Origin of the sequence: Streptosporangium sp. NPDC001681 (genome assembly GCF_040298085.1) — a bacterium.
In the GTDB taxonomy this organism is placed as follows: Bacteria; Actinomycetota; Actinomycetes; order Streptosporangiales; family Streptosporangiaceae; genus Streptosporangium.
In genome coordinates this window covers 1-13,054 of sequence record NZ_JBEOZN010000033.1, presented here as the reverse complement: position 1 = coordinate 13,054, position 13,054 = coordinate 1, and the positions used below count along the sequence as shown (strand labels likewise).

Below are 13,054 nucleotides of genomic sequence, written 5' to 3'. Positions count from 1 at the left end.
CGACGTCTTCTGTAGGGGGCCGGGCCCGGTCGGGTCGCCCCGGGCTGCGACATCCGGGGCGACGCGGTGCCTTCCCAAGTCGGTCGGAAACCAGATCAACCGATGGGCGGATAGGGCGGGGACAGGCTCCACGCCCGCAAGGCCGAGCTTCGATCGGTGGAGATGACAACCGGAAGGCCGTCCAACCGGGCCACCGTCATCGTCCGGACCACGTCGGGGTGGACGAACGGTGCGCCGATCTGCTTGCCGGTGGCCAGGTCCCACACCCGCACCGTCATGTCGTGGCTGGCCGAGACGACGACCGGGCGATCGTCCAGATGCGTCATGACCGCTGACCAGATCACATTGGTATGGCCTTCGAACGGTGCGCGAAGCAGCTTGCCGGTGGCCAGGTCCCACACCCGCACCGCTTTGTCGCCGCCGGTGACGACGACCGTGCGGCCGTCCACCCGCGCCGTCGTCACCGATCGGAGCGCGTCGTCGTGGCCGGCAAGGGGCGTGCCGACCTGCTTGCCGGTGGCCAGGTCGCGAACCTGCACCGTGCCGTCTACGGTGCCAAGGAGGATGACGGGGCGACCATTCAGTGATGTCACCGCTATTGACCACACAGCATCACTGTGGCCTTTGAACGGTGCGCCGACCTGCCTGCCGGTGATCAGGTCCCACACCCGCACGGTCTTGTCCACGTCGACGGAGACGATGACCTGCCGCCCCTTCAACCGCGTCACCGCCACTACTCCGACTCCGTCGACATGGCCGGTAAGAGGCTCACCGATCTGCTTGCCGGTGGCCAGGTCCCACACCCGCACCGTCATGTCTGTGCTGCCGGTGATGGCGATCGGGTGGCCGTTCAACTTCGTCACCGCAATCGTGGAGATCAGTGTGGCGTGGCCGGTGGGCAGCGCGTTGACCTGCTTGCCGGTGGCCAGGTCCCACATCCGCAGTATCCTGTCGTAGCCTCCGGTGACGGCGACCGGGCGGCCGTTCAACTCCGTCACCGCCAACGCCTCCACGTCACCTGTGGCTTGCACATAGAGCTGCGTGCCGAAGGGGGCGGTCGCCGCAGAACGGGCCGCCGGGGCAGAACCCTTGTCCGTGGTGGAATCACCGGGCGAGGAGGAAGCCTCGCGGCTGTCTGACTGCCAGAACAGGACGACCAAAATGGACACCACAAGGGTGGCGACGGTCGCCACGACGGTAACCAGCATGCGCCCTTTGACGGGACGGCGTGATGGGCCATCGGTGCTCGACGAGCCGGACTCGGACATCAGATGCTCTTTTCCGGAGTGGACGTGACGGCTTCGACCAGGTCGGTCAGAGGAAGTGATGTGCTCCCCTTCGAGTGCGCGGACGGATGAGATGTCGGGTGCGGTTTTATACAGCTCCAGCAGGCCGACGTACGCCATCACCCTGCTCCGTCGATCTTGCTATTGGCTTGGAATCAGCTTGTAGACATCCCGGCGCTGGAGATTTGCCAGAAACCTGGCCATGCCCCCATCCGGCCCCGACCCCGGCGCCCGCATAGACCCGTGGCCTTGTCGCACTCTTGTTTTCTGCCTGACCGCTTGACTCCTCCGGCGGTTGCGTCCACGGAGGTGGTGTATGAGCACATCGGGTCCGAGCCGGACGGCGGCTGGTCCCGATGATCCGTTCGGACGAGCGCGCGGAGCGGGTTCGTGACGTCTTCTTATCTCTTGCGGGAAATCCCTTGTGTGCATCGGATACGGCTGTCACCGCCGGTCCGCGGCTTTCCGAAACGATGCGGTTGACAGCGAACCTGTCAACACGATAAACGGCATCGCCATTCCTTGCGAAGGGATACGACTGGGTCGGACGCTTGGCCGGCGGGCGAAAGTCTGATTACTCTTGCGCTGCATTCATCCCGAAATCGAGGAGAGGACGGGTGATGAAGGGAATCGTTCTCGCCGGCGGTAGCGGTACGCGTATGTACCCCCTGACATTGGCTACGTCCAAGCAGCTGCTGGCCATCTATGACAAGCCAATGGTTTATTACCCGCTTTCCGTGCTCATGCTGGCCGGCATGCGGGACATTCTGGTGATCTCAACGCCTGAGAGCCTCCCCGCGCTACGCAACCTGCTGGGCGACGGGTCGCATCTGGGGCTCGACATCTCCTACGCCGAGCAGGCGGAACCGCGAGGAATCGCCGAGGCGTTCATCATCGGCGCGGACTACATCGGCAACGACCAGACGGCGCTCATCCTGGGGGACAACGTCTTCCACGGCGCGGGCTTCCCGCGGATCCTGCGGGCCTGTCGTACCAGGTTGAACGGTTGCACGATGTTCGGATACCCGGTGTCGGACCCGGAGCGGTACGGCATCGGCGAGGTCGACGGCAGCGGTGCGCTGGTGTCGATCGAGGAGAAGCCGCTCCGCCCGCGCTCGAACGACGCGATCACCGGGCTCTACCTCTACGACAACGACGTCGTGGAGATCGCCCGGGACCTGGCCCCCTCGCCGCGCGGCGAGCTGGAGATCACGGACGTCAACCAGACGTACCTGAAGCAGGGGCGGGCCCACCTGGTCCGGCTCGGGCGGGGTTTCACCTGGCTCGACGCCGGCACGCACGACTCGATTCTGGCCGCGAGCCAGTACGTGCAGGTCATCGAGAAACGCCAGGGTGTCCGGGTGGCCTGCCTGGAGGAGATCGCGGTGCGCATGGGATACATCGACGCGGACGCCTGCCACCGGCTCGGCGCCGGGATGAAGAATTCGGAATACGGCCAGTACCTCATGGAAATCGCCCAGTCGCTCGGCTGAGCGGTGCTGTCCCGCCAGCGGGACAGCAAATCCGATTCTTTCGTCTCTCTTTCCGCACGCCAGGGGTAAAGGAGTGGCCATGGATTATGCCGAGCTGAGCCCGGCCGAATTGCTTTCCCTTGAATTCACCGCGCCGGCGATGACCGACAGGGCCTGGCAGGTGCGCTGGGACCTCGCCGACCGCGATCCGGGGGAACTGGTGCTCGGCACCCTGCCGCCGACCATCGATTTTCACACCTCGGGGAGCACGGGTCCGAGCCGGTGCTGGCGGCGGCTACGGGAGAACGTCTGGCTGGAGGCGGGCATGCTCGCCGAGCTGATCGAACCGGAGAAGCCGGAGGCGGTCGTCTCCTGCGTTCCCCCGATCCACCTGTACGGGGCGCTGGCGAGCGTGCTGATCCCCGCTCATCTCCGGCTGCCGGTCTGGTACAAACCGACGTTCTACGGTGTCATGCCGCCGATCGAGCAGCGGCGGGTCGTGGTGGTGGCGACACCGTGGATCTTCACGTTGCTGTTGCAGCACATGGAGTGGGTCCGCGAGATGGAGCACATCACCGTGCTGTACGGCGGCGCGATGCTCCCCGCGACGGCCGGGGAGTTCCTCGCCGAGGCGGGCCCGGACCGGGCGCTCATCGTGGAGGTGCTGGGCTCCACCGAGGCGGGCGGCATCGCGACCCGGCGCTGGCGGGAGGGCGAACCTCCCCCCTGGACCCTCTTCCGCGACGTGTCCTTCGCCGAGCCCGGATCCAAGCCCGAGTTCGTGTCCGATCCCGAACCCGCCGGGACGAACGGCGAAGGGCAGAACGGCGACGGGTCACCGGACGACGGGGAGATACCGCTCGTGATCCGCAGTCCCCGGCTGGCGTTCCGGCCGGACGAGCGGCCACCGCCGCTCTGGGAGGCGGACGACCACGTCCAGCCGCTGGACGAGCGGACGTTCCGGTTCGCCGGTCGCCGCACCCGGCTGGTCAAGGTGAACGGCCGCCGGATCAACCTGGACGAGGTCGAGCACGCGCTGCGCGCCGTGCTGGACTGCGAGGACCTCGCGGTCGTCCCCGTCGCCGACCGGATGATCGGCGAGCACGTCGACCTGCTGGTCGTGCTGAAGCCGGGCACGGAACTGGCCGACCTCGACCTGTCCACCGCGTTCGACCGGATCGGGGTCCGCCCGAAGCGCGTGCACGAGGTGCCCAGGATCGAGCGGTCCGCACTGGGCAAGGTGCGGCACCTCCAGACATCACCCACCACTGAGGCAACTGAAGCAGAGGTAGCAAAGTGACACTGACCGCCGAGATGACGAGCAGCGAGACGACCGGTGCGGCGTACCTGGCGGAGATCGCCAGGAGCGCCTCCTGGGAGGGCCGGGTCGATCCGTGCGACGACGCCGACATCGCCAGGATGGAGGCCAGCGCGGCGACCGTCGCCAAGCACCTGGCCGCCGACCAGCCCATCTACGGCCTCACCCAGGGATTCGGCCCGCTCGTCACGTACGCCGCGGAGTCGGAGATGGAGCAGGGCAGCTCGCTGATCTCGCACCTGGGCACCGGCCAGGGCAGGCCGCTGAGCCCGGAGGTGTCCCGGCTCATCTTCTGGCTGCGTCTCAACAGCATGCGCCGGGGGTTCTCGGCGGTCTCACCGGAGTTCTGGCAGACCCTGGCCGACCTGTGGAACGCCGGTTTCACGCCGGTGATCCCGCGGGACGGCACGGTCAGCGCGAGCGGGGACCTGCAGCCGCTGGCACACGCGGCACTGACCTTCACCGGATTCGGCGAGGCGTGGATGCGCGGCGCCGACGGCGGCTGGGAGACGCGGCCCGCCAGGGAGGCGCTCGCGGCGCTGGGCGCCGAGCCGTTCGAGTGGCCGGTCAGGGAGGCGCTCGCCTTCGTCAACGGCACCGGCGCGAGCCTGGCGGTGTCCATCCTCAACCACCAGTCGGCGGTGCGGCTGGTCCGGGCGGCGGCCATGCTGACCGGCCGGCTGGCCACCCTGCTGCGGGCCAACAGCGAGCACTACGACGACGGCCACGCGTTCGCCCGCGGCCAGCTCGGGCAGCTCACCGCGGCCAGGTGGATCAGGCAGGAACTGCCCGCGGGCCTGGTCCGGGACGAGCGGCGGCCGCTGCAGGAGCCGTACAGCCTGCGGTGCGCGCCGCAGGTGCTCGGCGCGGTGCTCGACCAGCTCACCTCGGCGGGTGACGTGCTGGCCAGGGAGGCGAGCGGTTGCCAGGACAACCCGATCGCCTACGAGGGCCAGATCCTGCACGGCGGCAACTTCCACGCCATGCCGGTCGGCCTCGCCTCCGACCAGATCGGGCTCTCCCTGCACATGGCCGCCTACCTGGCCGAGCGGCAGCTCGGCCTGCTGCTCAGCCCGGCCACCAACGGAGACCTGCCGCCCATGCTCACGCCGAGGGCCGGCCGGGGCTGCGGGCTGGCGGGCGTGCACATCAGCGCGACGTCGTTCGTCTCCCGGATCAGGCAGGTCGTCTACCCGGCCTCGCTGACCACGCTGCCGACCAACGGCTGGAACCAGGACCACGTCCCGATGGCGCTCAACGGGGCGAACGCGGTCGCCGACGGCCTGGAGCTGGGCTGGCTGGCCATCGGCTCGCTGGCCCTGGGCGTGGCCCAGCTCGCCGTGATGGTCGGCGAGGAGCCCCAGGCCGACGGGATCTGGGCGGAGCTGGCCGAGATCTCCCCGCCGCTGGACGCCGACCGGCCGATGGCCCAGGAGGTGCGGGACGCCCGCGACCTGCTCGACCGGCACGCCGCCGCGGCGCTCGCCGGGAGCGGCGCATGAGTCTTGATCGGTTGCGGGCCAGCGCGCGCGACTTCACCGCCGCTCCCGAGTCGTTGACCACGCGCGACTTCCACCCGAGCGCGGGGAGCGGCAAGACGGTACAGGCGCCGTCCGCCAAGGAGGTCGGGGAGTTCTACGACCGGAACGGCCGGGTGCTCACCGACATCTTCGCGGGCAGCATGCACCTCGGGTACTGGCTGGGCCCGGACGACGACAGCGATCTGAAGGCGGCCACCGAGCGGCTGACCGAAATCATGATCATCAAGCTCCGGGTCGAAGCGGGCGACACGGTACTGGATCTCGGCTGCGGCACCGGCAAGCCTGCGGTGCGGCTCGCCAAGACGACCGGCGCGCGGGTGGTCGGCATCTCGGTCAGCACGGAGGACGTCGCGCAGGCCACCGCGCTGGCCCAGGCGGAGGGGGTGGCCGACCTGGTCGACTTCCGGGTCGCCGACGCGATGGACCTCCCGTTCGAGGCCGGTTCCTTCGACGCGGTGCTCGCCCTCGGCTCCATCCTGCACATCCTCGACCGGACGCACGTGCTGAAGCAGGTCGCCCGAGTCCTGCGGCCCGGCGGCCGGCTGGTCCTCACCGACGCCATCAAGCGGGGGAACGAGGAGGAGGACGAGATGGCGGTGGCCATCCTGACCGAGGTGCTGGACGCCTGGCGGCAGGCGTCGCCGGTGCGCGCCAGCGACTACTGGCGGTTCGGGCGCGGCGCCGGCCTGGTCATCGACGAGATCACCGACATCACCGAGCACACGAAGTACACGTACCGGAAGATCTACGCGGAGATGGACGCGTACGGTGAGCTGCCCCCCGACATGATCCGCATCCACGACCACGGCGAGGGCGTGGACTGGGTGGAGGTGGAGAACGGGCCGCAGCCCGACGGGATGCTGATCGTGGTCGCGCACCGGCCGTGACGATGGGGAAAGGACCCCGGGGCACCGCGTCCCCGGGGTCCTTTCCCTATGGGCGGTATTTGGCGACGAGCTCTTCCAGCTGCGGGACGAGCTCGTTGGGCGTGGGCAGATCGTGCATCTCGTCCCGGAGGTCCTCGGCGCGCTTCCGGAACGCCGGTTCGTCCAGCAGCCGGAGCAGGGCCTCCCGGACGGCCCGCCCGGTCCCGAGGGCGGAGGGGATGGCCAGCCCGGCGCCGTGTTCGGTCAGCGTCCTGCCCAGCAGCGGCCCCTCGAAGTGGTACGGCAGGGCGAGCTGCGGCACCCCGTGCAGCGCGACCGTGCTCAGCGTGCCCGCCCCGCCGTGGTGGATGACCGCCGAGCAGGTGGGCACGAGCGCGTGCAGCGGCACGAAGGACACCAGGCGGGCGTTGGCGGGGACGCGGGCGAGCTTCTTCTGCTCGGCCTCGGCGATCGTGGCGACGACCTCGATGTCCAGGTCGGCCAGTGCGTCCAGGATGTCCTGCACGTTGGCGGCGTAGCCGGAGAACACGTCGGTGGCGGTCGTGCCGAGGGTGAGGGCGACGCGCGGCTTCTCGGGCGGCGCCCACAGCCACTTCGGGACGGCGGCGGGGCCGCCGTAGGCGACGTAGCGCATGTGCACGTTGTGCAGGCCGGCGGCCGTCACGCCGATCGGCGGGGGGAGCTGGTGGATGGTGAACTGGCCGGTGACCATGTCCTCGGTGAACTCGAAGCCGTACTTGCGGCCGTAGCCGGCGAGCCACTCGCCGAGCGGGTCGACCGGCGTCTCCTGGAGCCGGAGGAAGTGCTCCCGCGTGGCGCCGAAGACGTCCGCGCTCCACAGCAGGCGGGCGTGCGCGGCGCCACAGGCCTTGGCGGCGATGCCCCCGGCGGAGGTGAAGGGCTCCCAGATGATCAGGTCGGGCCGCCACTCGCGGGCGAAGTTCACCAGGCCGGCGATCAGCGGGAAGTTGTGCGGCTTCTGCTCGTACTGAACCGTGCCGCGATAGGCCTCCGTCATGGACTCCCCGGTGGCGCCCGTCGGATCCTCGGCGACCGCCCAGGGCATGGGCAGCCCGCCGCGTGCCTGTTCGAGCAGCGCCGGGTCCAGCTTCACGTCCCACCAGAAGTCGGCGTCGCGGCCGACGGGGACGGCGGTGAGTCCGGCCTGGGTGATGACGTCGGCGAAGGAGGGCTGGCTGGCGACGCGGACCTCGTGCCCGGCGGTGCGCAGCGCCCAGGCCAGCGGCACCGAGGGCAGGAAGATCGTTTTCTCGGGAATAGTGACAAACAGGACACGCATCGTGTCTCCTCAGCGGTGTTTCGCGGTGAGCTCTTCGAGCCGGGGGACGAGGTCGTTGGGACTCGGCATCGCGTGGATCTCGTCGCGCAGGTCGGCGGCGCGCCCGGCGAAGGCGGGCTCGTCCAGCAGCCGGAGCACCCCGTCGCGGACGGTCACGTCGGGACCCACCTGCAGCGCGCAGCCCTGGGCCGCGAGCCCGCGCGCGATGATCGGCTCGTCGAAGTGGTAGCCCATGGTGAGCTGGGGGACCGCGTACAGGGCGCTGTTGAGCACGGTGCCGACACCGCCGTGGTTGACGACCGCCGAGCAGGTCGGCATCAGCGCGTGCAGCGGCACGTACGACACCAGCCGGGCGTTGTCGGGGACGGTGCCCAGCTTCTCCCGCGCCGAGTCGGCGATGGTGGCCACCACCTCGATGTCGAGGTCGGCCAGCGAGTCGAGGATGCCGCGTACGTCGGCGGTGTATCCGGCGAACATGCCGGTGGCGGTGAGTCCGAAGCTGAGGGCGACGCGGGGCCGTTCCTGGGGAACCTGAAGCCACTTCGGCACGGTGGCGGCGCCGCCGTAGGGGACGTGGCGTATCGGCAGGTAGTCCAGGTCGGCCCGGACGCTCAGCGAGTCGGGTAGCAGGTCGACGGTGAAGTCGCCGGTGACCATGTCCTGGGTGAACTCGAAGCCGTACTTGCGGCCGTAGGCGCCCATCCAGTCCGCCACCGGGTCCTCATCCCCCTTGAACTCCAGGAACCGCTCCCTGGCCACCCCGAAGACGTCGGCACCGAACAGCATGCGGGCGTGCGCGGCACCGCAGGCCTTGGCGGCGATCGGCGCGGCGTAACAGAACGACGACCAGACGATGAGGTCGGGCTTCCACTGCCGGGCGAAGTCGGCCATGCCCGCGACCATCGGGAAGCTCTCCGCCCGATCCCCCTCGGCCATGTCCCGGCAGGCCTGCAGCATGGTCTCCCAGGTGTAGCGATCGGGGTCCTCGGCCACGTCGTACGGCGCGGGCAGCCCGATCCGGACCTCCTCGAACTGGTCGCTCGTCATGCCGTACCACTGGAAGAGCCGCACGGTGTCGACGTCGCGGCCGACGGGGACGGCGGTCAGCCCGGCCTGGGTGATGACGTCGGCGAAGGCCGGCTGGCTGGCGACGCGGACCTCGTGCCCGGCGGTGCGCAGCGCCCAGGCCAGCGGCACCATGGGCAGAAAGATCGTCTTTTCCGGGACGGTGGCGAACAGGATGCGCATCGTGTCTCCTCAGCGGTGTTTCGCGGTGAGCTCTTCGAGCCGGGGGACGAGCTCGTTGGGGCTCGGCATCGCGTGGATCTCGTCACGGAGGTCGGCGGCGCGCTCGCGGAAGCCGGGTTCGCCGAGCAGTCGCAGCACGTTCTCCCTGACGACCGCGCCGCTCGCCCGATCGGCCGCGACGACCAGCGCCGCGCCCTGGTCGGCGACCTGCCGGGCGAACAGCGGTCCGTCGAAGTCCCACGGCATGGCGAGCTGGGGGACCGCGTTCCTGGCGGTGGTGAGCACGGTGCCGAAGCCGCCGTGGCTGATGACCACCGAGCAGGTCGGCGCCAGCGCGTGCAGCGGCACGTAGGAGACGAGGCGGGCGTTGGCGGGGACGCGGTCGAGTTTGTCCTGCTCGGTCGCGGCGATGGTGGCGACGACCTCGATGTCCAGATCGGCCAGCGCGTCGAGGATCTCCTGCACGCTGACCGAGTAGCCCGCCTGGTGATCGGTGAGGCTCAGGCCCATCGTCAGGGCGACCCGCGGGCGTTCGGGGGCGGTCCACAGCCATTTCGGCACGACGGCGGGTCCGCCGTAGGGGACGTACCGCATGGGGACGTAGTCGAGGTCGGCCCGCATGCTCAGCGAGGCGGGCAACTGGTCGACGGTGAAGTGGCCGGTGATCATCTCCTCGTCGAACGCGAAACCGTGCTTGCGGCCGTAGCCTTCCAGCCAGTCGCGGAGCGGGTCGGCCCGCTCGTCGCCGAGCCGCAGGAAACGGTCCCGGGTGAGGCCGAAGATGTCCAGACTCCACGGCAGCCGGGCGTGCGCGGCGCCGCAGGCCTTGGCGGCGATGGGCCCGGCGAAGGTGAGCGGTTCCCAGATGACGAGGTCGGGCCGCCAGTGCCGCGCGAAGTCCACCAGCCCGGCGATGATCGGCAGACAGGCCGGCCGGTGCCACGACTGCTGCACCTCGGCGTACCCCGTGGTCAGATACTCCCGAGTGGCCTTCGCCGGAAACTCGGCGACATCGTATGGCGTGGGAAGGCCGTAGGCGGGCTCCCAGGACCAGTCCGGGATGCGGTGGTCGCGGGCGAGCAGTTGCCACAGGTCGGCGTCGCGGCCGACGGGGACGGCGGTGAGGCCGGCCTGGGTGATGATGTCGGCGAAGGCGGGCTGGCTGGCGACGCGGACCTCGTGGCCCGCGGTGCGCAGCGCCCACGCCAGCGGGACCATGGCCAGCAGGTGCGCCTTCTCCGGGTTGGCGGCGAACAGTACGCGCATGACGTCACCTCCCGCCGAGCACGGCGGGTCGCCGGTACGACGCCACCCGCTCTTCGAGCTGGACCGCCATCTCGTTCGGGGTCGGCATCGCCAACATCTCCTCGCGCAACAGGTCCGCGCTCCGGCGGAACCGGGATTCGTTCAGCAGCCGCAGCAGTCGTTCCCGGAGGAGCACACCGATGGCCTGGTTGCTGTGGACGGCGAGACCGGCGCCCTGGGCGGCGATCCGCCTGGCCAGGGCGGGGCCGTCGTTGTCCCACGGGATGATCAGCTGCGGGACCGCGTTCAGCGCGGTGGTGGCCAGGGTGCCGAACCCGGCGTGGTGTATCACGGCATCGCAGGTGGGGACGAGGTCCGCCAGCGGTACGAACGGAACGAGCCGGGCGTTCTCCGGGACCGAGGCGAGTTTCCGCTGCTCCGCCTCCGGGACGGTGGCGACGAGCTCGATGTCCAGATCGGCCAGCGAGTCCAGGATGTCCTGCAGGTCGAACCAGTAACCCGCCCCGTGGTCGGCGCCGCTGAGCCCCATCGTCAGCGCGACCCTGGGCCGTTCGGGCCGTTTCCACAGCCACGACGGCATGACCGCCGCGCCGCTGTAGGGCACGTAACGCATCGGCAGGTAGTCCAGGTCGGCGTCCATCCGCAGGGAACGCGGCAGCAGGGTGATCGTGAACTGGCCGGTGACGAGGTCCTCGCCGAACTCGAAGCCGTGCTTGCGGGCATAGGGGGACAGCCAGTCGGCGAGCGCGTCGGCCCGCTCCCCGGGCGGCTGCTGCTCCTTGAGCCGCAGATAGTGTTCGCGGGTCACCCCGAGGGTGTCCACGCTGAACAGCAGGCGGGCGTGCGCGGCGCCGCAGGCCTCGGCGGCGATCGCACCGGCGTAGGTGGTGGGTTCCCAGATCACCAGGTCGGGCTGCCAGCTCTGGGCGAACCTCACCAGATCAGCGATCAACGGGACGTTGCTCACCTTGTGCCAGCGGCCGACCTGGATGTCGTAGCCGTCCTTGAGATAGCTCCAGGTGATCTCCCGCGGCTGCCACTCGGCCGCGTCGTACGGGATGGGCAGCCCGCTGACCCCCGACCCGATCCAGGTGAGGTTCCGGCTCATGAGCTGCCACAGGTCGGTGTCGCGGCCCAGGGGGACGGCGGTGAGCCCGGCCTGGGTGATGACGTCGGTGAAGACGGACTGGCTGGCGACGCGGACCTCGTGGCCCGCGGTGCGCAGCGCCCACGCCAGCGGTGCCATGCTCAGGAAGTGTGTCTTCTCCGGGTAGGTGACGAACAGGACGCGCATCGGCGTCACCGGGTCCCGCTGTGCTCGGCGACGAGTTCGAGGAGTCGCGGGACGAACTCGTTCGGGGTGGGCATGGCGAGGAACTCCTCGCGCAACCGGTCGGCGCCCTGGCGGAAGGCCGGCTCGTTCAGCAGCCGCAGCAGGTTCTCACGGACCACCGGGCCGGTCGCCTTGGTGGCGTGCACGGCCAGTCCGGCGCCCCGCGCGGCCAGCCGCTCGGCCAGGGCCGGCTGGTCGACGTCCCACGGCAACGCGAGCTGGGGCAGTCCCTGCAGGGCGGTGGAGGCGAGGGTGCCCACTCCGGCGTGATGGATGATGGCCGAGCAGGTGGGCAGCAACGCCTGAAGCGGTACGTAGGGCACCATCTTGATGTTGTCGGGAACCCGGTCGAGCTTGGCCTGCTCCTCCTCCACGATCGTGGCGATGACCTCGATGTCGAGGTCGCCCAGGGCGTCGAAGAGGTCCTGCACGTCGACGGGGTAACCGACGTCGCGGTCGGTGACGGTGAGTCCCATGGTGATGGCGACGCGGGTGCGCTCGGGCTGGGTCCACAGCCATTTCGGGACGACGGCGGCGCCGCCGTACTGGGTGTACCGGAGCGGGGCGTACTTCAGGTCGGCCCGCATCCGCAGCGAGGGCGGCAGCATGTCGATGGTGAACTGGCCGGTGATCATGTCCTCGTCGAACTCGAAGCCGTACTTGCGGGCGTAGCCGCCCAGCCAGTCGGCCATCGGGTCGGCGCGCTCCTCGACGGGGCGCTCGGCCTGCAGGCGCAGGAAGTGGTCCCTGGTGATGCCGTAGACGTCCGCGCCGATCAGCAGGCGGGCGTGCGCGGCACCGCAGGCCTTGGCCGCGATCGCGCCGGCGTAGGTGGTGGGTTCCCAGATGACCAGGTCGGGCTGCCAGCTCTGGGCGAACTCCACCAGGCTGTTGATCATCGGGGTGTTGCTCTGCTTGTGCCACTGGTGGATCTGCAGCTTGTACCCGTCGTGCAGGTAGTCCCAGGTGACATTCTCGGCCGGCCACTCCGCCGCGGCGTACGGCGTGGGCCAGCCCACCTCCTTGCTGCCGGTCCACTCCTTCTTCGCGTCGGCCATCTCCTTGAGGCGGCCGAGGTACTGCCACAGGTCGCGGTCGGTGCCGATGGGCACCGCCGTCAGCCCGGCCTGGGTGACCACGTGGGCGAACTTGGGCTGGACCGCGACGCGGACCTCGTGACCCGCGGTGCGCAGCGCCCAGGCCAGCGGAGCCAGCAGCAGGAAGTGTGTCCTCTCGGGATACGTCGTGAACAGGATGCGCATCGTTTCTCCTCAGCGGTGTTTCGCGGTGAGCTCTTCCAGCTGGGGAACGAGCTGGTTGGGGGAGGGCAGGGCGTGGATCTCGTCGCGCAGGTCGTGGGCGCGGTGGCGGAAGGAGGGTTCGGTCAGTAGCCGGAGCAGGTT

General features: G+C 69.7%; 10 protein-coding genes. 4 read left to right on the top strand and 6 right to left on the bottom strand.

From position 1 onward, the window contains the following. Positions 1–95 precede the first annotated feature (95 nt). Positions 96–1,406, bottom strand: a complete 1,311-nt coding sequence (locus tag ABT130_RS17300; protein WP_350956473.1) for a WD40 repeat domain-containing protein — start codon at positions 1,404–1,406, stop codon at positions 96–98. Positions 1,407–1,906: 500 nt separating this feature from the next. On the opposite strand from ABT130_RS17300, the gene rfbA reads away from it, so the two are divergent. The 4 genes from rfbA to ABT130_RS17280 all read left to right on the top strand — a co-directional run bounded on the left by rfbA (position 1,907) and on the right by ABT130_RS17280 (position 6,504). Continuing rightward, a complete protein-coding gene (gene rfbA / locus ABT130_RS17295) occupies positions 1,907–2,779 on the top strand; it encodes a glucose-1-phosphate thymidylyltransferase RfbA (RefSeq protein WP_350956471.1) in 873 nt (290 codons plus the stop codon). Positions 2,780–2,858: 79 nt separating this feature from the next. Continuing rightward, positions 2,859–4,058 (top strand): AMP-binding protein, encoded by a 1,200-nt coding sequence (locus ABT130_RS17290; RefSeq protein ID WP_350956469.1) that lies wholly within the window; start codon positions 2,859–2,861, stop codon positions 4,056–4,058. Beyond that, a complete protein-coding gene (locus ABT130_RS17285; RefSeq protein WP_350956468.1) occupies positions 4,055–5,578 on the top strand; it encodes an aromatic amino acid lyase in 1,524 nt (507 codons plus the stop codon). Before ABT130_RS17290 ends, ABT130_RS17285 begins: the two co-directional genes overlap by 4 nt. Next, a complete protein-coding gene (locus ABT130_RS17280) occupies positions 5,575–6,504 on the top strand; it encodes an SAM-dependent methyltransferase (protein ID WP_350956466.1) in 930 nt (309 codons plus the stop codon). Before ABT130_RS17285 ends, ABT130_RS17280 begins: the two co-directional genes overlap by 4 nt. Positions 6,505–6,550: 46 nt before the next feature. On the opposite strand, the gene ABT130_RS17275 is transcribed toward ABT130_RS17280, so the two are convergent. Genes ABT130_RS17275 through ABT130_RS17255 form a run of 5 tightly spaced genes read right to left on the bottom strand, consistent with a single transcriptional unit; the run spans position 6,551 to position 12,913 of the window. Beyond that, entirely contained in the window at positions 6,551–7,804 is a 1,254-nt protein-coding gene (locus tag ABT130_RS17275) for an activator-dependent family glycosyltransferase (RefSeq protein ID WP_350956465.1), read from the bottom strand. A 9-nt stretch (positions 7,805–7,813) separates the two neighbouring features. Beyond that, the gene (locus ABT130_RS17270) at positions 7,814–9,052 is read right to left on the bottom strand and encodes an activator-dependent family glycosyltransferase (protein WP_350956463.1); all 1,239 of its coding nucleotides are present in this window, start codon (positions 9,050–9,052) and stop codon (positions 7,814–7,816) included. A gap of 9 nt (positions 9,053–9,061) precedes the next feature. After that, positions 9,062–10,318: an activator-dependent family glycosyltransferase gene (locus ABT130_RS17265; protein WP_350956461.1), complete on the bottom strand. Its 1,257-nt coding sequence runs from the start codon at positions 10,316–10,318 to the stop codon at positions 9,062–9,064. Positions 10,319–10,322: 4 nt separating this feature from the next. Further along, positions 10,323–11,612 carry an activator-dependent family glycosyltransferase gene (locus tag ABT130_RS17260; RefSeq protein WP_350956459.1) on the bottom strand — a complete coding sequence of 430 codons (1,290 nt, stop codon included), beginning with the start codon at positions 11,610–11,612 and terminating at the stop codon, positions 10,323–10,325. Between the two features lie 5 nt (positions 11,613–11,617). Beyond that, a complete protein-coding gene (locus ABT130_RS17255) occupies positions 11,618–12,913 on the bottom strand; it encodes an activator-dependent family glycosyltransferase (RefSeq protein WP_350956457.1) in 1,296 nt (431 codons plus the stop codon). Positions 12,914–13,054 lie beyond the last annotated feature (141 nt).

Bases quoted from the DNA above. Each gene is read 5' to 3' on its own strand.
- ABT130_RS17300 (WP_350956473.1), bottom strand. From the start codon at position 1,406: ATGGCGTACGTCGGCCTGCTGGAGCTGTATAAAACCGCACCCGACATC.
- rfbA (WP_350956471.1), top strand. From the start codon at position 1,907: ATGAAGGGAATCGTTCTCGCCGGCGGTAGCGGTACGCGTATGTACCCC.
- ABT130_RS17290 (WP_350956469.1), top strand. From the start codon at position 2,859: ATGGATTATGCCGAGCTGAGCCCGGCCGAATTGCTTTCCCTTGAATTC.
- ABT130_RS17280 (WP_350956466.1), top strand. From the start codon at position 5,575: ATGAGTCTTGATCGGTTGCGGGCCAGCGCGCGCGACTTCACCGCCGCT.
- ABT130_RS17275 (WP_350956465.1), bottom strand. From the start codon at position 7,804: ATGCGTGTCCTGTTTGTCACTATTCCCGAGAAAACGATCTTCCTGCCC.
- ABT130_RS17270 (WP_350956463.1), bottom strand. From the start codon at position 9,052: ATGCGCATCCTGTTCGCCACCGTCCCGGAAAAGACGATCTTTCTGCCC.
- ABT130_RS17265 (WP_350956461.1), bottom strand. From the start codon at position 10,318: ATGCGCGTACTGTTCGCCGCCAACCCGGAGAAGGCGCACCTGCTGGCC.
- ABT130_RS17260 (WP_350956459.1), bottom strand. From the start codon at position 11,612: ATGCGCGTCCTGTTCGTCACCTACCCGGAGAAGACACACTTCCTGAGC.
- ABT130_RS17255 (WP_350956457.1), bottom strand. From the start codon at position 12,913: ATGCGCATCCTGTTCACGACGTATCCCGAGAGGACACACTTCCTGCTG.